Genomic DNA, 22,570 nt, shown 5'->3' on the forward strand with positions numbered 1-22,570 from the left:
TAGCCCCCAGTACTACGCGTTCGAGTGTTGTGATGGCATCGGGAACCCTGGTGTCCCGTGTCCTTGGACTGGTCCGCACCGCCCTGTTGGCAATCGCCATCGGCAGCACCGGACTGGTCACCGATATCTTCAGCTCAGCGAACGTGCTGCCGAACTTTATCTACCTGATGGTGGCCGGCGGTGTCTTCAACGCAGTGCTGGTCCCGCAGATCATCAAGGCGAGCAAGCGGCCGGACCGGGGCGCCGAGTACGTTTCCCGGATCCTCACCCTCTGCCTCCTCGTGCTGGCCGGCATAGCGCTCGTGGCCACGCTCGCGGCACCCGTGATCCTGTCCACGGTCTTGTCGCTGGGCCCGGACCAGCTGACACTGGCGACCACCTTTGCCTACTGGCTTTTCCCGCAGATTTTCTTCTACGGCGCCTACGCGGTGATCGGGCAGATCCTCAACGCCAACGGCAGGTTCGGCGCCTATATGTGGGCGCCCGTGGTCAACAACATCATCGCGATCGCCGGCCTGCTCATCTTCATTACGTTCATCGGCAGGGAGGAGACGTCGTCGTTCTCCCCGGAGAACTGGACTTCGCAGGCCACCCTCATCCTGGCCGGGAGCACCACCCTCGGCATTGTGATGCAGGCAGTGGTCCTGCTGGTCCCGCTGCGCCGCCTGGGCCTGGGGCTGCGGCCCTCGTTCGGGCTTCGCGGGGTGGGCCTGCGGGAAACCGGGAAGGTGGCCAAGTGGACCATCATCACCATGCTCGTGGGCAACGGCGCTTACCTGGTCTACACAGCCGTGGCCACGATCGCCTCGGAAGCCCGGCCCGAATACCAGGCCATGGGCCGTGAGATTGCCGGACAGATGAACCTGGAAACGGCGTCGATGCTGTACATCATTCCGCACTCGGTCATCACGTTGTCCCTCGCCACGGTGCTCTTCAACCAGATGTCCCACGCTTATGCGGAGAAAAACTACGACGGCGTCCGGGAGACCCTTTCGCAGGGGCTGCGGGCCATCGGGGTGGCCACTGTCTTTTGCTCTGCGGTGCTGATTGTCCTGGCCGGACCGATCAGCATCTGGTTCAGCGGCGGATCGAATGTTTCCGCCGCGCTGCAGGCCCAGGTGCTGGTGCTGCTGGCGATCACCGCACCCTTCCTCAGTGCCACCTTCCTGATGAACCGTGCCTTCTATGCCAACGAGGACGCGAAGACCCCGCTCGTTATGCAGCTGGTTCTTTCGGCCTTCGGCATCGCGCTGGCCCTGGGGGCAGCCACCCTGCCGGCAGACCAGATCATCTTCGCCCTGGCAATTGCCTATTCCCTGGGCAACGTCGCGGCCGTCGTGCTCAGCCACATTTTCCTCCGCCGCAGCCTCGGCGATTACGGTGGAGCCCGGGTCTTCGACGTCCACGTCCGGCTGGTGGTTGCCGCTTTGGCGGCTGGCGCCGTCGGCTCGGCCGCCCTGGCCCTGCTGGGCGGGTACTCGGCCGATGGCTTTGCCTGGCAGTCGGTGCCTTCCGCCACAGTGGTCCTGGTGGTCTGCGGCGCCCTGATGGCCGTGGCGTACTACTTCATGCTGCGGGTTCTTAAGGTCTCCGAGCTGGACGCGTTCCTGGCACCGCTCCTTGCCAAACTCCGGCGGACTGCCTAAAGTGCCGCTTCCGGCATTCTGCTTTCGGCACGGGTAGCATGGGAACAAAGCAGGCAGTTCAGGACTGCGGCAGCCGGCCGTGTTCCGTGTCCGTGAACGAACATCCGAGTACGCAATGTCAGATAAGCCTGACGCAGTCTTATTGCCGTTTTCATGGGAGGAACACGTGCCACAGTCCGTAGACGTCGGTTCAGTACTGGGCGGACGTTACAAGGTGACAGCCCTTGTACTCGCTTCAGCTGAGCAGGACATGGTGCTCGATGGTGTGGACCAGGTCCTGAACCGTTCCGTCAGCATCCTCGTAGCCGCCCCCATGAATGCCAGCCAGGTCTCGGCAAGCGCCCGCGAAATCGCCACCGGTGAACGCCATGGCAATGTCCAGGTGCTGGATTTGGGCGTCAGTGACGGCCGCACGTACCTGGTCACGAATACCGCCAGCGCAGCGGATCTCCTGGATCTCGTGATTGAGCGGGATGCCCCCTACGTCGAGCCTTTCTTCACCGACACCCTGGGCTCGGAAATCTTCGGCATGCCCCGCTCCCGCGAACCGGAAACCGTCGAAGAAGACCGCTACGTCGAACATGAGGAGCGGGAGCCGCGCAAGCCGCTGCTCTCCGGGGCGCACAAGCCCAAGCTCCCCCGGTTCGGACGCAACGCTGCTGCTGCCGGAGCCGGGGCCGGGGCCGCCGGAACCGGAGCCGGGGCCGCTGCGGCCGCGCGGGATCTTCAGTTCGGCGAGGCCGCCGACGCTCCGGCCGAGGCCGCCACCGGCGGTGCCAACGTTCCCCCGGCTCCCACTACCCGACCCAAGCAGTCGGCCGCCGAAGCCCGGCCCGCCAAGGTCACCAAGTGGGAAGATGACGAGCCCCAGGCGGCACCGGTTCCGGAACGGAACTCCCGCTCTGCGTCGACCTTCCCCAAGTCCGCACTGGCGGCAGGCAGCTACGACGATGACGGCTACGCGTACGGCGATCCGGACGACGACTACGAAGAGGACAGCGCCGAGGAGAAGCCGAACCGCAAGTCCGGCCGCGTGCTTATCGGGGCGGTCCTGAGCCTCGTGCTTGTCCTCGCAGTGGTGCTCGCAGTTTCCCAGCTGGGCAAAATGGGCGACATGTTCGGATCCGACCCGGAAGCCGGCGCATCCACCTCACCCACGCAGGAGGCTGCACAGGCCGCCCCGAGCGCGGACGCCGCCGCACCTGCACCGGCACCCGAGATCGCCGGCATCACGCGTCTGGTTCCAGGCAATCCGCAGCTTGATTCCGCCAACGACGGCGCCCTGCCGCAGATCATCGACGGCAACCCGTCCTCGTACTGGTCCAGCTATGTCTACGCCAGCGACACGTTCGGCGGGCTCGCTCCCAGCCTGGCCTTGGTGGTCGACCTGGGCGCCGATTCGGCGGTCAATGAGGTCAATATCACCCAGCTGAACGGCACGGGCGGCAGCTTCTCCGTAATGCTCAACGACACTCCGGACCTGGAGGGTGCGACGTCCGTTGCCCAGAGCGGCTTTACCGGTCCCACCACCAGCATTCCGGTGCCGAAGACGGACGGCCAGGCTGCCTCTGCCCGCTACGTGATCGTCAACTTCACGCAGCTGCCCCGCCTTAACGGGGTCCAGGCTGCATACCCGTGGGGACTCAAGATCGCCGAAATCGGCGTGTCCTGACTTCTACGTTCCGGACCTGCCGCCCGGCTGTGATGTGCATGTCCAGAGCTGGGCTGCCGGAATAAGCTGGACCCGGTATCCGTTGTGCCGGGTGATCCACTTAGGAATCGGTCCTTTCGGATCGGTCCGTATTTTTAGTTAGACCCTGTAGTTCAACAAGGAAGAGGAACACCCCCCAGTGAGCACCGCAAACTCCGTTGCCACCGACGGCGCCGCTGCTGCCGGCGACGTCCGCGAGGTCATCATCGTCGGTTCCGGCCCTTCCGGATACACGGCGGCCGTTTACGCGGCACGTGCCAATCTGAAGCCGCTCCTGATTGCGAGCTCCGTCACCGCCGGTGGGGAGCTGATGAACACCACCGATGTGGAGAACTTCCCCGGCTTCCCCGAAGGCGTCATGGGGCCGGACCTGATGGCCAACTTCGAAAAGCAGGCCGCCCGTTTCGGCACTGAAATCCTTTTCGAGGACGTCACCGAGGTGGACCTCGCCGGCGACATCAAAACGGTGACTATCGGCACGGGCGAAACCTTCCGCGCCCGCGCAGTCATCATCTCCACCGGGTCCGCCTACCGTGAACTGGGACTGCCGGACGAGAAGCGCCTTTCCGGCCGCGGTGTCAGCTGGTGTGCAACCTGCGACGGCTTCTTCTTCAAGGGCCAGGACATCGCCGTCATCGGCGGTGGCGACTCCGCTCTGGAGGAAGCGCTGTTCCTGACCAAGTTCGCTTCCTCGGTAACCGTGGTGCACCGCCGCGACAGCCTGCGGGCCTCCAAGATCATGCAGGAGCGGGCCCTTTCCCACGAGAAGATCCGCTTCGCCTGGGATTCGGAAGTAGCCGCCATCCGCGGCGAGGACAAGGTCACCGGCCTGGTGCTGCGCAGCACCAAGGACGGCTCCGAATCCGAGCTTCCCGTCACGGGTGTGTTCGTGGCCATCGGCAACGACCCCCGGGTGGACCTGGTCCGCGGCCAGCTTGAACTCACCGAGGAGGGCACGATCGCCGTCCTCGGACGCACCTCCAAGACGTCCCTTCCGGGCGTCTTCGCGGCCGGCGACGTCATCGATCCGACTTACCGGCAGGCCATCACCGCCTCCGGCTCCGGCTGTGTGGCCGCCGTCGACGTCGAACACTACCTCGCCGATCTGGGCGATTCCGTCTCCACTGCGGCGGAGGTCCCCACCCCGCCGTCAGAGGCTGTTTCCGAACACGCAGCCCTCTAATTCCGTTCCTCGCTTAGGAGAGCAAAAAATGAGCAGTGCAAAAGCAGTAACCGATGCTTCTTTCGGTACCGATGTCCTGGCCGCGGACAAGCCCGTAATCGTGGACTTCTGGGCTGAATGGTGCGGCCCGTGCCGCATGCTGTCCCCCATCCTCGACGACATTGCCGCCCAGTACAGCGACAAGGTGGATGTAGTGAAGGTGAACGTGGATGAAAACCCCGCGATCGCCGCTCAGTACGGCATCACTTCCATCCCGGCGGTTTACGTGTTCCAGGGCGGTGAGGTTGCGGCGACTTCCATCGGCGCCAAGCCGAAGCAGGTCCTGGAGCAGGAATTCGCGGCCTTCCTGAAGTAAACAGCAATGAGTGTGCATGGTGAAAGCCTGCGGAGGCTGGATGCCAGCCGGCGTGTGGTGGCGCTTCGTGAAGCGTTGCTGCGCGCCGGTGTCACCCTGTCCTACCTGGCACCGGACGCCGTAAACGATCCGACCATTTTCGATGACCACGTTGACGCTGCGGTCCGCGCCTTCCAGCAGAGCCGAGGCCTGATTGTCGACGGCGTTGCCGGCCCGGACACCCAGCGGGCTTTGTCCGAAGCGCAGTTCCGCTTTGGAGACCGGACGCTGAACTATGTTGAGGGCGGGCAGCTGCGGGGCGACGACGTCGCCGAGCTCCAGCGCCACCTGTCCCACCTGGGGTTCTACTACGGTCACATCGACGGGAGTTTCGGGGTGCGTACCCGCTACGCAGTGGCCGAGCTGCAGCAGAACCTCGGGCTGCCCGGCACCGGTGTGTGCGACGCCGACACCATGCGGTCCATGTCCCGGGTGAACCGCGCCATTTCGCCCAGCCAGGCTTTCGCCCTGCGCGACTACGAACGGCTGGACCGCTCCACCGCGGCCCTGCGCGGACGCGTTATTTCCGTGAACATCGGCCGCGCGCGGCTGGTGTCCCCGCACGGCGTCGAGCGGCTCAGCGGGGAGCCGCTGACCGAACTGCTGGTCACCACGGACATCGCCGGGCGCGTGGAACGCATCCTGCGTGAATTCGGTGCCCGGCTGGTTCCGCAGCAAAGCGGTGCTGCCACCGAATCGGGATCACGCCGGAACGTGCCCAGCCTGAACCTGGATATCCACTGTGACTGGCTGGACCAGCAGGCCGCCTCCGGCATGGCGGCCTACTACTGGGGCCTGCCGGGTACCGGTGAGGCACGCTCCCCCATCGGCCACCGGGCCGCCGTCCTGCTTTTGAAGGAACTGGGTGCCCGTACCGACTTGGACAATCTGGGCGTCCACGCGCGGACCTGGGACACCCTCAAGGTGCCCGGCGTACCGTCCGTGGGACTCGATCTGGGCTACCTCAGCAATGCGCACGACGCTGAGCGCCTCGCCGATCCGGTATTCCGCCAGACGGTTGCCGATTCAATCGTGATTGGTATCCAGCGCCTGTACCTCCTCGAGGAGGAGGACCAGCCCACGGGCACCCTGGCTTTGGACGATGTGCTGAAGTTCAACCCGACGGAAGAGCCGGCTACCAGACGGGTTTCCGGCCTCTAGTCAGTTCTTCGGCTTTCCTGGCCCTGATGAAGCCCTGAGCAGAGCGTTCCGCAGCTGTCGGGGCGCGGAACAGGTACTCACAAACCTGGAAACCCGCGCCCTCCAGCAGCGCGGCTGTTTCCCGGATGTCGTGGAGGTAGGCCGTGAGTTCCACGTCATGCCCGTAGGCGTTTGTTATTTGACGGGAACCCGTTCCCGCCTGAAAACCCAACAGGAGACGGCCGCCGGGACGCAGGATCCGTTGAAACTCAGCGAAAACCGCCGGTAGCCCCGCAGGCGGGGTATGGATAATCGAATACCAGGCCAGCACCCCGTGAAATGACCTGTCACCGTAGGGCAACGAGGACATCGCCGTGACTGCAAACTGCCGTTGCGGATGTGCCTTCCGGGCCTGCCGGACCATGCCTACCGAAATGTCGCACCCTTCGACAGCCAGCGGCGCCAGGGTGTCGAGATAGGTGATCATTCGGCCGGCTCCGCACCCCGCATCCAGGACGGCTGCCCCGGACGGCAGCGAACCGGCAAACCTGCGCACCATCGCCAAGTCCCGCTCGTCCTCCGGGTCTCCATCCCTGCCGGCAGTGGGGATCAGCTCCGCGTACGTCCGGGCGACGACGTCGTAGGCCCGGGCGACGGCGCCGGGGACGCTGTGCGGGCCTCCATCGTTCATCGCACCAACGTACCGTGTCGTATGCCATGCTTCTGGCATGACGGTCCGGGGGAATGCCATGGCGACGGAAGTAGTATGACGACGACGACAAGGGACGCTTCCCGCCTCTCTGCCAACGAAGCAGCTGTCGCGGCAATGCTCTCCGCGGAGCCCGAGTTGATCGACGTACTTCCGGCCCTGGAGGCAGTCCCGGGCATGGCCAAGGACATCATCCTCGTCTCGGGCCCGCTGATGCGGTGGCAGGATTACACGGGTTGCCAACGCTTGGCGGTTGTCGGCGCGGCTGTATTCGAAGGGCTTGCTGCCACTGAGGCAGAGGCTGACGGCTTGCTCAGCTCCGGCGCGATCCGGCCGGCCTCCTGTCACGAGTACGGTGGCGTAGGTTCGCTTACGGGCGTTTGCTCCGCCTCGATGCCCGTACTGGTTGTACGGGACCGTCTGTCCGGACGCACCGCTACCTGCAGGATGAATGAAGGTCCGGGGACTCAGGCGCTTACGTTCGGATCCCAGGGGCCAGCGGTCAACGGCAATCTGGCCCGCATCAGGGACCAGGTGGCGCCGGCCTTGGCGCAGATCCTCCGTGAATCTCCGATACCGCTCCTGCCGATCATGGCTCAGGCGCTGGCCATGGGCGATGAACTGCACGGCAGGCAGACCGCTGCCGGGCTGCTGTTCCGGAACGCCGTCTTGGAACGCCTCCTCCATCTTCCGGGCAATGCCCCGGAGACCGCGGCGTTGCTGGCATACCTCGACACAGCGGAATTCCATTTCCTGCACGTCGCGATGGCAGCCGCAAAGGTTATTGCGGACACAGCAGATTCAATTCCGGGGAGCTCAATCGTCACGGCCATGGCGATGAACGAGAAGGAGTTCGCGGTTAGGGTTTCCGGCGTACCGGGCCAGTGGTTCCGGGCACCCCTACCGCCGATCTCCGGGTTTCCCGGAAGAATCATGCCGCCCTGGACGCGCGCCGATCTGGGGTACAGCGGTGGTGACAGCTTGATCATGGAAACGCTGGGACTGGGCGGCGCCGCTGCGGCGGCGGCTCCCGCCCTGAGTCCGGTCTCCATCGGGACTCCGGCGCAAATGATGGAACTGACCAGCTCCCTGTATGCGGTTGCGTCGTCGGAGCATCCGACGCTGCGGATTCCGGCACTGGGCGGGCGGGGGGTCCCCTGGGGTATGGATGCTGCCGCCATCGCGGGGCACCGCCTCGTACCTCCGGTGCACATCGGGGCGACCCTGCGCAACGGCGGCCTTGCCGGCGCGATTTATTTCACCCCGCCGCTTCAGCCTTTTATCGACGCAGTCGAACACCTGCAGTCAATCGCCTAATCCGTTTCACGTGAAACAACACGCTTTCTCCCGCCACGCAGCCTGGCGCCGTCGTCGAATACGGCCTGGCTAAACCGTCAGGAGTTGCCCTCACTGGTTTTTCCCGGGTTCGGCACCGGGTGCTGGTCAGGATGGATGGCCATAAAAACCGAGTAGTGGATGCTGCCCTCGGGAGGTTCTTCGGCTTCGAACTCATCCAACAGATCCTGGACACGTTCTAGAAGCCGGGCATGTCCTTCTTCCGTTAGGCGTACACCCAGCCGGGAGATTCCGACCTGTTCCGACGCAGGGAGCTGTCCGACCTCGGATACGAACGCGCCGATCATTGCGCCTCGCAAGCGGAGATCCCGGCCATCGAGATTCAACCGCCACGACTTCCCCGTGGCACGGTAGGGGATCTCATATGCGCCACTCGGTCCGGACCGCGCCTCTTGGGGTTCGAGGAAGCCGGCCGAGACCAGCTTGCGGACGTGATAGAGCACTGTCGCCGGGTTGGCGGCGAGCATGGTCGCAATTTCCTTGTTGGTCAGCTGCTCTTTCAGGCAGAGGCGCAAAATGCGGATACGCATTGCCGAGGCAAGGGCTTTCGCCTCTTCCTCACTTGCTGACCGCCGAGGGACCTGGCCGCTCTCCTCTGTCATGTGTGCAGAATACCAGAGGGCCTATTGACAAACACCAATCGATTGACCAGAGTCAACCGCATGACGACTGAAGATGGCCCAGGAGCGACGGTACCTGGCGGTGTCCTACGGGACCGTGACTTCCGATTTCTGTTCTATTCCACTTCCCTGAGCCAGCTAGGCCAGCAGGTATCGAGTCTCGCGCTGCCACTCGTAGCAGTGGTGACGCTGACAGCCAGTGAGTTCGAAGTGGGGCTGCTTTCGGCCCTGAGCACCGCTGCGTTCCTGTTGATTGGCCTGCCCGCAGGAGTCTGGGTCGATCGGATGCGGTACCGCTCAGTGCTCATCTCTTCGGACCTGATTCGGGCGGCGGTCCTGCTCACTGTTCCCCTCGCCTGGTGGCTCGGGGTGCTGACGGTCTGGCAGCTCTACGCCGTGGCGCTGCTCATCGGCGTCTTCAGCGTCTTCTTTGACGTCGCTTACCAGAGCTTTCTGCCGCGCCTTATCGGGCGTGACCATTTGATTGAAGGAAATGCCAAGTTGGAAACGGTGCACTCAGTTGCCCAACTCGCGGGTCCTGTCGCAGCAGGCCAACTGATTGCGTGGCTGACGGCACCCGTTGCCCTCGCCTTGGATGCAATCGCGATGGGATTGTCCGCACTGTTTGTCGGGCGCATGCGGCACCTTCAGCCCAAGCCGGAGCCGGTACCGGGATCCCGGCTGGGCACGGACATCGCAGAGGGCCTGCGTTTCGTTCTAGGTAACCCGTTGCTGCGGGCGATTGCCGGGTCCACCGCGTTGTTCAACCTGGCTTTCGCGGCCTATATGGCGATGCTGGTGTTCTTCCTTCCGAGAGACCTCGGGCTGGGCGCACACCACCTCGGCATTGTCTTTTCGGTCCTCGGTGTGGGCGGCCTTGCCGGCGCCCTGGCAACTCGGCGGGTAACACTGTGGCTGGGTGAAGGGCCTGCCATTTGTTGGTCCGTGGCGGCGACAGCACCTTTTGCGCTCTTGATGCCTGCAGCGGGGGGTGAATGGTCGGTTTGGCTCGGCGCGGCTGGACTGGCTGTGGCCAGCTTCGGCATGGTCGTTTACAACGTCACGCAGGTGAGCTTCCGGCAAAGACTGACGCCCGACCGCCTGCTTGGGCGCATGAACGCCACCATGCGTTTCCTGGTCTGGGGTACCCAGCCCGTCGGCGCGCTGATAGGAGGCCTGCTCGGTCAGCTATACGGAGCTGAGGCAGCACTGTGGATCGCGGCGGCAGCGGCCTGTGTGGCCTTCCTGCCGGTCACCCTGTCGCCCCTGCGAACGATGAGGAAGCTACCCGACGAACAGCCAGCACCGACCTCCCCTTCCGCCTCATAGGCGTTTATAGGTTCCTGCGACCCTGATCCCGAGCTGAGTTCGGCGTCGCGTTTCACGTGAAACACGACGCCGAGGGCGGTCCTGGCCGACGGGCTGCCGGGCCCTGGCCGACGGGCTGCCGGGCGGTGCTCGGTGCTCGGTGCTCGGAGCCCAGGGCCTAGGGCCCAGTGGCCGGTGCTCGGTGTCCCAGGGCCTAGGGCATAGGGCATAGGGCCCAGTGGCCCAGTGGCCGGCGCCCAGTGCTCGGTGTTCGGTGTTGAAGCATATTTGGTTCTCGCGCGCAGCCTGCATTTCTGTTCCTCCAGGACAAGCAGCGTTGCAGCTACGCGCTATTCGTTCGATGTACCTGCCGGCTACTGACCGATGGCCTCGGTCCATCAGGGTGGATGAAGAACACCCAGAGCGTCCACTGGGGGTCCCTCACCCCGCGGGAGACACCCGGGCCGGGCGGATGAGACGCTCACCCGGGGACGGACGGCCGCTGGACGTACCACAGGAGCGGCTGGCAATCGACGGCCGCACGCGCGGTTTTGCACGACAAGTGCATCGCGCGCTCCCCTGAGAATGGCCCTTTGGGCGGCGTTACCAAAAATCCGCACATGCTCCTGGCGCTGGGCTGACGCAGCTGCTGGACTACTCCGGGGCCGGCGTTTACCCCCAGCGGCGGTTTCCGCTGCGGTATTTCCAAGTGGGCATGGTTTGGAACGGTACGGACCCGTCTCCATGGAGGCGACATGCCCGCTGTCGACCTTGGCTCGGTTCTATCTCCGTCTTCTTTTCGCAGATGGGTTCTCTGAGGCAGCGGCGTTTAGTTGTCTCCTACCGTGGCTTCGCAACTTCCGTTTGGCAGAGCCTGTGCAAATCCGGTCTAGATGCAGACGTTAGGTCGCAGGCCTTCCATCGCGAACACTAGGTATCGCTCACACATCTGCATACCCGGCAGTGATGCGGGAGGCGGCATCGGTGGCACCTGTGCGCGTTCTGGCCCACGAGCCCGCCACCCACGGCAAACGGATATTGATGGGGAACCTGCTGTGCCGGTAGCAGGCCAGCTCGCTCACGGCCCGGCAGGAGGGCAGAAGCCCGCCGGAGTACGGGGCAGCCCATGACAGGCGCCCCTGGCCGCTCACATCGCGCCTATGGCCGTCTGTAGCCCTACACTTCCCCGCGCAAATGCCTCGCCTTCTTTGCCGCGTACAGGCCTAGGGAAGGGATCACCTCTAAGGTATGAATGATCTGGTTTCACGTGAAACACCGCTACCCGGTGAGCGTTGTTCTAAGAATCCGAGGATAGCCCGTGCTGCGAGGTGGGGCGTACTCGTGCGCCGCACCCGGCACGTCCGGCTGTGTTTGAGCTCCGCCGTATCCGCACGTTGCACGAAGCCTGCGCATAACCAGCTCCCTGGTTGCCGTCTTTGTACGCTGTTTCACGTGAAACCTCCCACGGCTATTCTCTACCTGCGCTAAGTGTGTACGAGCAATCGAACCATGCCAGACTCCTAGACCAAATCAATGTCCGGCGCGCTACACCCGGGCTAGGCTCGAAAAGCGACCGGTATTCGTGTATTTCTCCGGGCTCCATGCCTCGTATCCAGGACCCGACACCAAGCGCGGTGTGGTGGATAGCCTGTCTCCTTGGACCTGTAACGGAGTGCATGGCACCCGTTAGACACCAATAATGGCCGTTCGAACTATCCACAACGCACGCCGGCTAGGCGCCACCCGACCTGACTCATCGCCAGGCACTGCACCGCCGACCCTTAGAGCCGCTGCAATTATCGGGTGTGACATTCTTACAGGCAGCAAATGCGTGGTTTCACGTGAAACACCGACGGCTTATTAGCGGCTCCGGGCCATGTGCCCGTTCGAGCCAAGGAGCATAGGCGGACGCGGCGAAGCTAATGTCACCTGAGGCTGCACAGTCACGACCCGCTCTTGTCATCCAGCCGAACCCTAGTCCACCGCTCGTACCGCCACAAATCAACCCGCGGGTGCGTCGTGATCCGGCGAGCAGCTCTCAAGGCGGCTCTACTGACCGGACCCGAACGCAAGCAATGCTGTCATTTCAACGGAAGTATGCTCACCCCGAACGGCCTCGTCTCGGTTGCTACAGGCAGCCTGACTCGATACGCCTATGTCGGCCCGTGACTTGGAAATCGTAGTGCCGACTCAACGGCAGCTAGGTTTCACGTGAAACCCAGCCTCAATCGCTGTCCCTAATCAGTGACGGTATCGAGGATGTGCCTGGGTAGTGACCGATTCGAGGATCTGTCTGCGTAGTGACGGATTCGAGTATGTAAGCGATCGGCGGAGACACGCTCCAAGAATCCGCGGCTCAACAAGTCACGTTTCACGTGAAACACCAAAGGCCAGGACGCTGCCGCTGGCTCTAGCTCTAGCCCTGGCTCTGGCTCTGGCTCTGGCTCCGACTCTGACCCCCGCGATACGCAGATACCTCCCTCTGTATCTATGCGCGTTACACGCAGCTTGGGTAAGCGACGAATACCCACCGATCGCGCATTCGTCTCGCACATCATGACTGACGGCGTCGCAAGAATCCGGCTGCCCACGGTTAGGAAGCCTGGCTCAGCGGCCGGCGGTTGCAGGTTCATTCCACGGGCAGCTTCCACGCCGACTGCCGATCCCGATATGCCTGCATACGATCGTTCCACGGTCAGCAAAAAGGGCCGGTGTTTCACGTGAAACACCGGCCCTTGAGGAGCCTTGCCGCGCTAAGAACTACTCCGCGGGTGAGGAGAGGACGCCCATAATCCGATTCAGGTCATCCACGCTCGCGAATTCGATGCTGACCTTGCCCTTCCGTGCTCCAAGGGTGATCTTGACGTTGGTGTCCAGGCGGTCAGCCAGAGACGTTGCCAGGTAGTCCAGCCGTTCGTGGCGTGCACCGATCTTCGGCTTCGAAGTCTTTGCCGGCTTCCGCAGGCCGTCGGCCAGCGAAACGATCTCTTCCGTGGCGCGAACGGAAAGGCCCTCGGCTACGATCTTCTGCGCCAGCTTTTCCATCTCCGCCGGATCTCCCAGCCCGAGCAACGCGCGTGCGTGGCCAGCTGACAGAACTCCGGCCGCCAGCCGGCGCTGAACCAGCGGAGGAAGCTTCATCAACCGCAGGGTATTGGTTACCTGCGGCCGGGAGCGTCCGATGCGGTCTGCGAGTTCTTCGTGGGAGCAGCCGAAGTCATCCAGAAGCTGCTGGTAAGCCGCAGCTTCTTCCAGCGGGTTCAGCTGGCTTCGGTGCAGGTTCTCCAGGAGGGCGTCACGGAGGAGATCGACATCCTGTGTAGACCGGATGATGGCCGGCACCGAGGATAGTCCGGCTTCACGTGATGCACGCCAGCGACGTTCACCCATAACAAGTTCGTAGGGGTGTTCCGCATCCGACTCGAGCGAGGGGCGAACAACAATCGGCTGGAGCACGCCGATTTCCCTGATGGAATGCACCAGTTCGGCCATGTCGTCTTCATCGAAGACGGACCGCGGCTGCTTACGGTTGGGGTGAATGGAATCAATGGGAAGCTCGGCGAACGTCGCGCCCGGAACCTGGACCAGGCCTTCCTCGCCACTGTAATCCGGGGACGATGTTTCACGGGAAACATCCGCGTCCACCGGGGCATCAACCACCTGCTTCGGCGCCTCCTTGGCGGCCTCCGCGGGGACCGGCACAGAAGCAGGCGCCGACTGTACGTCTTCTGCCGCGGTTACAGGGCTCTCGGGAGCCTTAGACTTCCCCGCACCCTCCGCAGCGCTCTGGGTGGCTGTGGAAGCCCGCTTGGTGCCCTTAGTTCCGGAGGCCGGGGTGGAGACCGGGGTGGTCCCAGCGTCCGTCCCTACAGGCTTGGAGTCTTCGGGTTTGGCTGCCGGGACAGGGCTGGGCACTTCCGTCTCCGCAGCTTTACGGACTCCGGGACGGGCCGCTGAGCTGCGCGTGGTCGACTTCTTTGCCGGCCCCCGAAGCGCTTCCTTGTTAATCCCTGCACCCTTACGCGGACCCGTACCGCCGAACTGTGAGCGGGACTCATCGGCTGCGGCGAAGAACAAATCAGCCGGACGTCCCGGAGTAACGGTTCCCTGGTTCGAGTTTTCTGTCTCCGCAGGTTCCGCACTGCTAGGAATCAAAGCTCCCAGACCGCGGCCTAAACCCCGACGCTTCTCGGCCATGGGTAAGTCCTTCCCTTATGCCCGCACTTCAAGCGGCACGGATTGATTGTGAGAGTATTCTATGGCGCGGAACCTAGCTGGCAGCCGAACCCCGCCGGGGTGTCACTAGGCGCGCTGGGCTATCTCGGCTGCCGCTTCCAAATAGGAAAGCGCACCCGTTGAAGACGGGTCATACGTCATGACCGTTTGCTGGTAACTGGGAGCCTCCGAAACGCGCACGGAGCGCGGGACGACAGCGCGCAGGACCTGCTCCGGGAAGTGCTCGCGCACCTCGGCGGCGACCTGCGCGGCGAGGTTCGTTCTGCCGTCGTACATGGTGAGCAGAATGGTGGAGACAACCAAGTCAGCGTTCAAATGCTTTTGGATCATCTCAATGTTCTTCAGCAGCTGGCTGAGACCCTCGAGCGCGTAGTACTCGCACTGGATCGGGATCAGGACTTCCCTCGCCGCCACAAAGGCATTGACGGTAAGGAGGCCCAGGCTCGGCGGGCAGTCAATGAAGATGTAATCCAGACGCTCCAGGCCCTGCTTTTCCCGTTCGGCCGCGTAGACGTTGATGGCGCGGCTCAGACGCTGTTCCCGCGCAACCAGGGATACCAGTTCGATTTCCGCCCCCGCGAGGTGGATCGTGGCGGGCGCACAGATGAGGTTACTGATGTCCGGGCACTGGGCAACCACGTTTGCCAGCGGCAGGTCATCGATCAGCACGTCGTAGATGCTCTCCACCTCAGCGCGGTGGTCGATGCCGAGGGCCGTCGATGCGTTGCCCTGCGGATCAATGTCGATAACCAGTACGTTCTGGCCGGCAGTCGCCAGGGCAGCAGCAAGGTTGACCGTGGTGGTAGTTTTTCCCACCCCGCCCTTCTGGTTGCTCACCGTCATGATGCGCGTCTGGGGCGGCCGCGGCAAAACGCGTCCGCGGAGCTTCTCCCGACGCCGGTTTTCACTGGCCAGTTCCCGCGCCAGCGGGGTGCTCTCGTCCATCAAATCCATAACGTCTTCCGAGGTCGCCACAGGAGCGGCTTCTTCGGATACACCACCTTCGATAGCTCGGGGGGCCTGCACGAGTGCGGCACTGCTTTCAGTCTGGGCGGGTTCCAGCGGCTGGGCAGGTTCCTGCTGCCTGGCAGGTTCCTGCTGCTTGGCGCGTTTCACCGGCTCGGCCGGCACCGTTTCACGTGAAACGATCGCCGGCTTTTCCACTACCAATTGAGGTTGCTTTCTACCGAATGAGGCGGACAGGGCAGAACCGAGCGCGGCGAAGGGAGGAATTCGTTTTGCGGCAGAATCACGCGCACTCACCTGGTCATGCTCACTTTCCAACATAAAGCGTTAAGGCATTAGTCCATCTAGACTATCCGCTTCGCGGCCATTCCCCGGGACCGGCATGGGTGTGTGCATGAAAGCTAAGGTGTCGGGCTTCTCACCCTACGGAGATGCGTACCACCGTGGTGGGTTCTTCAAGTACGTCTGCCCCTACGGTCAGCACTGCGGTATCCCGTCCACCCAGCTTGCGGATGGCTTTCGCAGCCTTCAGGACTTCTTCTTCTGCGCTGCGGCCCTTGATGGCCAGCACCTGCCCCTTGCCATGCAGCAGGGGTACTGTCAGTCCGGCCAACCCGCCGAGGGCTGAGACGGCCCGGGCCGTGGCCACATCCACATTTACCTCGTCGACTACCTGTTCGGCACGGCCGCGGATCACGCGGACATTGTCGAGTCCAAGATCCGTAACGACTTCGTTGAGCCAAATGACGCGCCGCTCCAGGGGCTCTATAAGCGTCATGGAGAGGTCAGGCCGGGCAATGGCCAGGCACAAGCCGGGAAGCCCGGCACCGCTGCCGACATCGGCGACGGCGGCGTTCGCAGGGATCAGCTCGGCCACCACGGCGCAGTTCAGGACGTGCCTGCTCCAGAGCCGCGGAACTTCCCGCGGGCCCAGGAGTCCCCGTTCCATGCCCGACGTCGCGAGGTGCTCTACGTATCTTTGCGCCAGGTCCAGGCGGTCACCGAAGATCTTCCGGGCTGCGTCCAGTTCTGCGGGAGTTGTTTCTACCACTTACTTGATATTCCTTGTCTGCACTGCCGGGTGGGGATAACTAGGAAGCAGGCAGGGAAACGACGATGTGGCGGTCTGCGCCTTCACCTTCGGATTCACTGACCAGGCCAAGTTCGGCCACGGCGTCGTGAACAATCTTGCGCTCATAGGCGCTCATGGGAACGAGCGCCACTTCCTGCCCGGTTTCCTTGGCACGGTTGGCTGCGTCCTCGGCTATGGACTGCAGCTGCCCGCCACGCTCTTCACGGTAGCCGATGATGTCCAGGACCAGCCGGGACCGGTTTTCGGTCGCTGTGAGCACCGAGAGCCGCGTGAGTTCCTGCAATGCCTCGAGCACTTCACCATCGCGTCCCACCAGGGCCTGGAGAGCGGCGTCGTCGCCTTCCTCCGACACTACGGAGATGTACGTACGACCGTTCCGGACCTCAATGTCGATATCCCCGTCGATGTCGGCGATATCCAGGAGCTCTTCCAGGTAGTCAGCGGCTACATCGCCCTCTTCCTCAAGCCTCCCGCTGCGGATCTGTTCAGGCTCCGCCGTTTCCTCAAGGGGAACCACGGGGTCGTCAATGTGCTCAGTGCTCATTTCCTTTTCCTGTTCTTCCGCTGAGGCTGGGTGCGCTGGGCTTTCGGTGCTGCGGGTACCTCGACCGGTGCCTCGCCCTTCTTCTCTCCGAGGAGCGGGGCCATCGGCAGGCCCTTGCGGGCACGGCGCTCGGCGAGGGCCTTTGCTGCCGGCGAGCCGGGGGTGGGCATCCGCCGGATGACGAAGAACTGCTGTCCCATGGTCCACAGGTTGGTGGTGGTCCAGTAAATGAGCACACCGATGGGGAAGTTGATGCCGCCGACGCCGAAGACGATGGGCAGTACGTAGAGCATCATCTTCTGCTGGCGCATGAACGGGCTGGCAAGGGCCTCTTCGGACATGTTCTTGGACATGATCTGCTTCTGCGTAATGAACTGCGAAGCGGTCATCGCCAGGATCATGATGATCGAGAGCACCACAACCGAGAAGTGGCCTTCGTCGCCGAAACCGTGCAGGAGCGAGGAGGAAAGCGGGGCACCGAAGATGGTGGCTTCGTCAAACTGCTGGATGGCGCTGTGTGACAGCGCGCCCTGGCCCTTGCCCTCGGCATTGGAGGTGGAGATTCCGTTCAGCACCTGGAACAGCGCAAAGAAGAACGGCATCTGCACGAGCATGGGCAGGCAGGCGGCAAACGGGTTGGTGCCGTGCTTCTTGTACAGGGCCATCTGCTCCTGCGTCATTGCCTGACGCGAAAGCTGGTCGGTCTTGCCCTTGTACTTCTGCTGCAGCTTGCGCAGGTCCGGCTGCAGGGACTGCATGCCCCGCTGCGCCTTGATCTGCTTGACGAAGACCGGGATCAACGCGGCGCGGATCACGATCACCAAGCCGATGATGGACAACGTCCAGGTCCACCCGGATGCGGCATCCATCCCGAGGAAAACGAAACCCTCGTGGAAGACCCACATGATCCATGACACTACCCACTTAAAGGGGAACAGTATCGTCTCGAAGAAACCCATTTACTCTCCTCAGGCCGCCGAGCGGCTGTCTTCGTCAGCTGGAATCACGGGGTGATTCAGCACAATGATCCTCGGGACCTTCTTTGAGTCCCAAATCCGGTGTCCATCAGGTACGGGGTCCACGCCGCCGCCGTTCCAAGGATGGCAGCGGACAAGCCGTCGGAAAGCCAGCCAGGAACCTTTTACGGCTCCGTGGACGGTGACTGCTTCGAGGGCATAGGCGGAACACGATGGGAAAAATCGGCAGACCTGGCCGTAGAGCGGGGAAACGGCCTTCCGGTACCCCATCAGCAGGCCGATGAGGAGCATGCGCGGGAGGTTCCATAAAAAACGGGCAACAACAATCAAGGCCCTCAACGGAATAGATCCGGAGTCCCTCATCGCTGGCTCATCCTTCCTCACCTGGCATGTCTAAAGCTGCGAAAGTTTGGCTATGCAGGCGTTCAAAGCGCTGTGGTAGTCGGCACTGAGTACCGGCCACGACGCCGAGGCGGAAGCAGGCAGTGCCCGCACCACCACGTCAAACCCGGTGGGGTGGAGAGCGAGGCTCTGCGCTGCCGCTTCCCTCAATCTTCTCTTAACGAGGTTGCGTGTCACTGCGTTCCCGACGGATTTGGCCACTATAAAGCCTATGCGGCTCGGTTGGTCACCCGTAGGAAGCGCATATAGCACTACGTTCCGGCGCCCACTGCGGGCACCGGAACGTACAGTACGAGAAAAATCTGCCGATGCCCTTACCCGGTTCCGCACGGCCAGCATTATGACCACCTGGAATCCGGAGTAAAGCTGCTAAAAGGCAGCATCGACAAACTTTGAGGTTATTTAGGCCGACAGTTCGGTACGGCCCTTGCCACGGCGTGCGGAAAGGATGGCACGGCCGGCACGGGTACGCATGCGAAGGCGGAAGCCGTGCTTCTTGGCACGACGGCGGTTATTCGGCTGAAAAGTCCGCTTGCTCACGGTAGTTACTCCAAGACAATCTTGAGTCGCGCCGGCACTTGTTGCGACAAGGGGGAAGAACAAGCGGCGCTTTTTTCATGTGTCTGTCTGTACTCGCCCGGACCTGGACCCTGATTTCCAGAACCCCTGCAGGGCATGTGTGAGTACAGATAGCAGACACAAAGGACTACTCAACGTTAGGTGAGACGGGGGCACCAGTCAAACCGGGCTCGGTCACCGACTAATCCACAGCCCGCGCCGGACTGTGGATACCCTGTGGATAGTCCGCACATCCGGTTGTGCACCCAGATTTTTCAACAGCTGTGGACAACTGCTGTGGGTATCTTGCGGCCACAGGCTCTGTGAGAGAGCCAACAGGCCCTTGTACAGGCGGATTTCCAGCTACCACCAAGGGAAATCATCCTCTAGGCTTGGCGACGGGTACTTTATCCACTATCTGTGCATAACTCTGTGGATGAAGTACCGGGATCCCCATCGGGATCCCGAGTTTTCTTAGACAGCCGCAGGGCGTCATGAGAGGTTTTTGTGGGTACGGACGAAATCAACGATGTTGGCAGCTCTTGGCGCAAGGTCATTCGGACTTTGGAGACCGATGACAGGGTCACTCCCCGACAGCGTGGATTCGTGGTGCTTGCGCAGGCCCAGGGCCTGATCGGCACGACCCTTCTGGTGGCGGTGCCCAACGAACTGACCCGTGAAGTGCTGCAGACGCAGCTGAAGAACATCCTCGACGAAGTCCTGCGCGGCGTTTTCCAGGCCGATATCCAGTGTGCTTTCGTCATCGACTCCGACCTCACTCCCGTGGCGGAAGCCGAACCGGAGCCCGAAGAGCAGCCGGCGGCACCCAGCCCCGTACCCTCCGGCGAAAGCGGCGCGCCTTCCCCGACGCCGCCGAGCACCAGCCAGGAATTCGGCCGCCTCAACCCCAAATACGTCTTCGAGACCTTCGTTATCGGTTCCTCCAACCGGTTTGCCCATGCAGCAGCCGTAGCGGTGGCTGAAGCGCCGGCGAAGGCCTACAACCCCTTGTTCATCTATGGGGACTCCGGGTTGGGCAAGACCCATCTCCTTCATGCCATCGGGCACTATGCACGTCACTTGTACACCGGGATCCGCGTCCGCTACGTGAATTCGGAGGAGTTCACGAACGACTTCATCAACTCCATCCGCTATGACGAAGGCGCCAGCTTCAAACAGCTGTACCGCAACGTGGACATCCTGCTGATTGATGACATTCAGTTCCTTGCCAACAAGGACGCCACCCAGGAAGAGTTCTTCCACACCTTCAATGCCCTCCACAACCACAACAAGCAGGTTGTGATCACCTCCGATCTGCCGCCCAAGCAGCTGTCCGGTTTCGAGGAACGGATGCGGTCCCGGTTTGAGTGGGGCCTGCTGACGGATGTGCAGCCGCCGGAACTCGAAACACGTATCGCCATCCTGCGGAAGAAGGCCATCGGCGACAGCCTGAGCGCTCCGGATGACGTCTTGGAGTACATCGCCTCCAAGATCTCCACCAACATCCGGGAGCTCGAAGGCGCACTTATCCGCGTAACCGCCTTCGCCAGCCTGAACCGGCAGCAGGTAGACGTGGGCCTGGCCGAAATCGTGCTCAAGGACCTGATTACCGACGACGGCGCCCAGGAAATCACTGCCGCATCCATCCTTGGACAGACGGCAGCCTATTTCCAGATCAGCCTTGAGGAACTCTGTAGCAAGTCCCGGACCCGAACACTGGTCACCGCACGGCAGATCGCCATGTACCTGTGCCGCGAGCTGACCGATATGTCCCTGCCGAAGATCGGCCAGGAACTTGGCGGCCGCGACCACACCACGGTGATCCACGCGGACCGGAAAATCCGCGAACTGATGGCTGAACGCCGAGCCATCTACAACCAGGTCACCGAACTGACCAACAGGATCAAGCAGCAGCAGCGCGAGGCCTGAGCCAGTAGGACTGCAGGGCCCCGCAGGGGCCCAAAATTAACATTTGTGGACAAGGGTGTGGATAACCCGGTGGACAACCCGTGGTTACGCACACTTCCCTGTGGATACGCGGAATCCTAAAAAAGTTTCCAACAGGCCCGGACTCGGAGGCTGCGGCGAGTCCACAGGTTATCAACAGGCATAAACAGCCGGGACGCCCCGGTGCCGGGGGTTATCCACAGTATCCACAGGAGTTATTAACACTACGGATCTTAAGAAATTCGGTTCCACCAAATAACAACTATGCTTCCGGCACACTCCAAACCCTCCGAGATGACTCCACAAAACCTCTCTGACGAGAGGGGACCTCACCTCGAGCGGTCCCCTTCCGTTCCCCGGGCCGGACAGAACCCGGTGCAGCGCACCGGCGGACGGGGCTAAGCTGTCACAGAGTATGGTTGTCATTCGCATGTAAACGAGTACGGTCCGTCCATGGCTACATCCTTGGGATCTGCACGGACTGGACCGGTCCACGGATGCTTCCGCGATTTACACACAGCCCAAGACAAGTTCAAGACAAGATCAGTTGTACTGAGAAGTACGTTGCGAAAGGCGGCACCCTTCAGTGAAGTTTCGAGTTGAGCGGGATGTCCTGGCCGAGGCCGTCACGTGGACAGCACGTTCCCTGTCCCCGCGCCCGCCCGTTCCGGTCCTTTCGGGGCTGCTTATCAAGGCTGAAAACGGTTCGCTGAGTCTTGCCAGCTTCGACTACGAGATTTCCGCGCGGCTCCAGATTCCCGCCGATGTGAGCGAAGAAGGAACCATCCTGGTCTCCGGCCGCCTGTTGGCCGAGATCTGCCGCAGTCTCCCGTCTGCTCCGGTGGAAGTGGAGACTGACGGGGCCAAGGTCACGCTGACCTGCCGCAACAGCCGGTTCAACCTGGCAACCATGCCTGAAGCCGAATACCCGGAACTGCCGGCACTGCCCGAGGTAAGCGGCGTCGTCGACGGCGATGCCTTCGCCCAGGCCGTTTCCCAGGTCATCATTGCCGCCAGCCGGGATGACACCCTGCCCATCCTCACCGGTGTGCGCATGGAAATCGAAGATGACCTCATCACCTTCCTTGCCACGGACCGGTACCGTCTGGCCCTGCGCGAATTGTCCTGGAAGCCCGCAACTCCGGGGATTTCCACCAGTGCATTGGTGAAAGCCAAGACCCTCAACGAAGTGGCCAAGACCCTTGGCGGGGCAGGCGACCTCAACATCGCCCTGTCGGATGACAGCGAACTCATTGGTTTTGAAAGCGGCGGACGGCGCACCACGTCGCTTCTGGTGGACGGCGATTACCCCAAAATCCGGTCCCTGTTCCCCGAAAACACGCCGATTCACGCCACTGTGGAAACCTCCGCGCTGGTGGAAGCCGTACGCCGCGTGTCCCTGGTTGCCGAACGGAACACCCCTGTCCGCCTTGCCTTCACCGATGGGCAGCTCTCCCTGGACGCCGGCACCGGCGAAGACGCCCAGGCATCGGAAGCACTGGAAGCGGCGCTTGTAGGCGACGACATCACGGTTGCCTTCAACCCGCACTACCTAAGCGAAGGCCTGGGCGCGTTCCCGAGCAAGTACGTCCGCTTCTCCTTCACGACGCCGCCGAAGCCGGCCGTGATTTCGGCCCAGGAAGAGCTCAACGGGGATGACCAGGCAGATTACCGCTACCTGCTGATGCCGGTACGCCTGCCAAACCAGTAGGACGCCGCCGCCTGGCCGCCGGACCAGCTGCAGATCGGTCCGGCAGCGGCGGAGGACGAAGCAAAAATT

At 62.6% G+C, this 22,570-nt stretch carries 19 protein-coding genes; 9 read left to right on the forward strand and 10 right to left on the reverse strand.

Going from position 1 to position 22,570, the window contains the following annotated elements:
- Window positions 1-32 precede the first annotated feature (32 nt).
- From murJ to LJ760_RS05510, 5 genes are all read left to right on the forward strand, one after another.
- Complete coding sequence (gene murJ / locus LJ760_RS05490) at window positions 33-1,646, forward strand: murein biosynthesis integral membrane protein MurJ (RefSeq protein WP_227920346.1); 1,614 nt, start codon at window positions 33-35, stop codon at window positions 1,644-1,646.
- Window positions 1,647-1,812: 166 nt separating this feature from the next.
- On the forward strand, window positions 1,813-3,318 hold the full coding sequence (locus LJ760_RS05495) for an ABC transporter substrate-binding protein (protein ID WP_227920348.1): 1,506 nt from the start codon (window positions 1,813-1,815) through the stop codon (window positions 3,316-3,318).
- A 178-nt stretch (window positions 3,319-3,496) separates the two neighbouring features.
- Window positions 3,497-4,540, forward strand: coding sequence for a thioredoxin-disulfide reductase (gene trxB, locus LJ760_RS05500; RefSeq protein WP_227920351.1), 1,044 nt, complete (start codon window positions 3,497-3,499; stop codon window positions 4,538-4,540).
- Between the two features lie 28 nt (window positions 4,541-4,568).
- Window positions 4,569-4,895 (forward strand): thioredoxin, encoded by a 327-nt coding sequence (trxA, locus tag LJ760_RS05505; protein WP_227920353.1) that lies wholly within the window; start codon window positions 4,569-4,571, stop codon window positions 4,893-4,895.
- A 6-nt stretch (window positions 4,896-4,901) separates the two neighbouring features.
- Complete coding sequence (locus tag LJ760_RS05510; RefSeq protein ID WP_227920357.1) at window positions 4,902-6,095, forward strand: peptidoglycan-binding protein; 1,194 nt, start codon at window positions 4,902-4,904, stop codon at window positions 6,093-6,095.
- Here the strand turns inward: LJ760_RS05510 and LJ760_RS05515 are convergent.
- On the reverse strand, window positions 6,070-6,765 hold the full coding sequence (locus tag LJ760_RS05515; protein ID WP_227920360.1) for a class I SAM-dependent methyltransferase: 696 nt from the start codon (window positions 6,763-6,765) through the stop codon (window positions 6,070-6,072). The genes LJ760_RS05510 and LJ760_RS05515 overlap by 26 nt on opposite strands.
- Before the next feature lie 75 nt (window positions 6,766-6,840).
- On the opposite strand from LJ760_RS05515, the gene LJ760_RS05520 reads away from it, so the two are divergent.
- Window positions 6,841-8,100, forward strand: a complete 1,260-nt coding sequence (locus LJ760_RS05520; protein WP_227920362.1) for a DUF1116 domain-containing protein — start codon at window positions 6,841-6,843, stop codon at window positions 8,098-8,100.
- Window positions 8,101-8,177: 77 nt separating this feature from the next.
- Here LJ760_RS05520 and LJ760_RS05525 read toward each other — a convergent pair whose 3' ends face one another.
- Window positions 8,178-8,741, reverse strand: a complete 564-nt coding sequence (locus LJ760_RS05525) for a winged helix-turn-helix domain-containing protein (protein ID WP_227920367.1) — start codon at window positions 8,739-8,741, stop codon at window positions 8,178-8,180.
- Between the two features lie 60 nt (window positions 8,742-8,801).
- Here LJ760_RS05525 and LJ760_RS05530 point away from each other — a divergent pair, with 60 nt between their 5' ends.
- A complete protein-coding gene (locus LJ760_RS05530; protein WP_227920371.1) occupies window positions 8,802-10,088 on the forward strand; it encodes an MFS transporter in 1,287 nt (428 codons plus the stop codon).
- Between the two features lie 2,739 nt (window positions 10,089-12,827).
- On the opposite strand, the gene LJ760_RS05535 is transcribed toward LJ760_RS05530, so the two are convergent.
- The 8 genes from LJ760_RS05535 to rpmH all read right to left on the reverse strand — a co-directional run bounded on the left by LJ760_RS05535 (window position 12,828) and on the right by rpmH (window position 18,825).
- Window positions 12,828-14,264 (reverse strand): ParB/RepB/Spo0J family partition protein, encoded by a 1,437-nt coding sequence (locus LJ760_RS05535; protein WP_227920374.1) that lies wholly within the window; start codon window positions 14,262-14,264, stop codon window positions 12,828-12,830.
- Window positions 14,265-14,369: 105 nt separating this feature from the next.
- Window positions 14,370-15,257 carry a ParA family protein gene (locus LJ760_RS05540; RefSeq protein ID WP_374200029.1) on the reverse strand — a complete coding sequence of 296 codons (888 nt, stop codon included), beginning with the start codon at window positions 15,255-15,257 and terminating at the stop codon, window positions 14,370-14,372.
- A 430-nt stretch (window positions 15,258-15,687) separates the two neighbouring features.
- The gene (gene rsmG / locus LJ760_RS05545) at window positions 15,688-16,320 is read right to left on the reverse strand and encodes a 16S rRNA (guanine(527)-N(7))-methyltransferase RsmG (protein ID WP_227920376.1); all 633 of its coding nucleotides are present in this window, start codon (window positions 16,318-16,320) and stop codon (window positions 15,688-15,690) included.
- A gap of 40 nt (window positions 16,321-16,360) precedes the next feature.
- Window positions 16,361-16,906, reverse strand: coding sequence for a Jag family protein (locus tag LJ760_RS05550; RefSeq protein ID WP_227920379.1), 546 nt, complete (start codon window positions 16,904-16,906; stop codon window positions 16,361-16,363).
- Window positions 16,903-17,865: a membrane protein insertase YidC gene (gene yidC, locus LJ760_RS05555; protein WP_227920382.1), complete on the reverse strand. Its 963-nt coding sequence runs from the start codon at window positions 17,863-17,865 to the stop codon at window positions 16,903-16,905. Before yidC ends, LJ760_RS05550 begins: the two co-directional genes overlap by 4 nt.
- Before the next feature lie 9 nt (window positions 17,866-17,874).
- Window positions 17,875-18,246, reverse strand: a complete 372-nt coding sequence (yidD, locus tag LJ760_RS05560) for a membrane protein insertion efficiency factor YidD (protein WP_227920385.1) — start codon at window positions 18,244-18,246, stop codon at window positions 17,875-17,877.
- Between the two features lie 30 nt (window positions 18,247-18,276).
- Window positions 18,277-18,624, reverse strand: a complete 348-nt coding sequence (rnpA, locus tag LJ760_RS05565) for a ribonuclease P protein component (protein WP_227920389.1) — start codon at window positions 18,622-18,624, stop codon at window positions 18,277-18,279.
- Between the two features lie 63 nt (window positions 18,625-18,687).
- The gene (gene rpmH / locus LJ760_RS05570; RefSeq protein WP_022892375.1) at window positions 18,688-18,825 is read right to left on the reverse strand and encodes a 50S ribosomal protein L34; all 138 of its coding nucleotides are present in this window, start codon (window positions 18,823-18,825) and stop codon (window positions 18,688-18,690) included.
- Window positions 18,826-19,350: 525 nt separating this feature from the next.
- Between rpmH and dnaA the strand changes: the two genes are divergently transcribed.
- Together dnaA and dnaN are read left to right on the forward strand one after the other, a co-directional pair.
- Window positions 19,351-20,772, forward strand: a complete 1,422-nt coding sequence (gene dnaA / locus LJ760_RS05575; protein WP_146359770.1) for a chromosomal replication initiator protein DnaA — start codon at window positions 19,351-19,353, stop codon at window positions 20,770-20,772.
- Window positions 20,773-21,376: 604 nt separating this feature from the next.
- The gene (dnaN, locus tag LJ760_RS05580; RefSeq protein ID WP_227920390.1) at window positions 21,377-22,501 is read left to right on the forward strand and encodes a DNA polymerase III subunit beta; all 1,125 of its coding nucleotides are present in this window, start codon (window positions 21,377-21,379) and stop codon (window positions 22,499-22,501) included.
- Window positions 22,502-22,570 lie beyond the last annotated feature (69 nt).

Source organism: Arthrobacter sp. zg-Y895 (assembly GCF_020731025.1).
GTDB lineage: Bacteria > Actinomycetota > Actinomycetes > Actinomycetales > Micrococcaceae > Arthrobacter_B.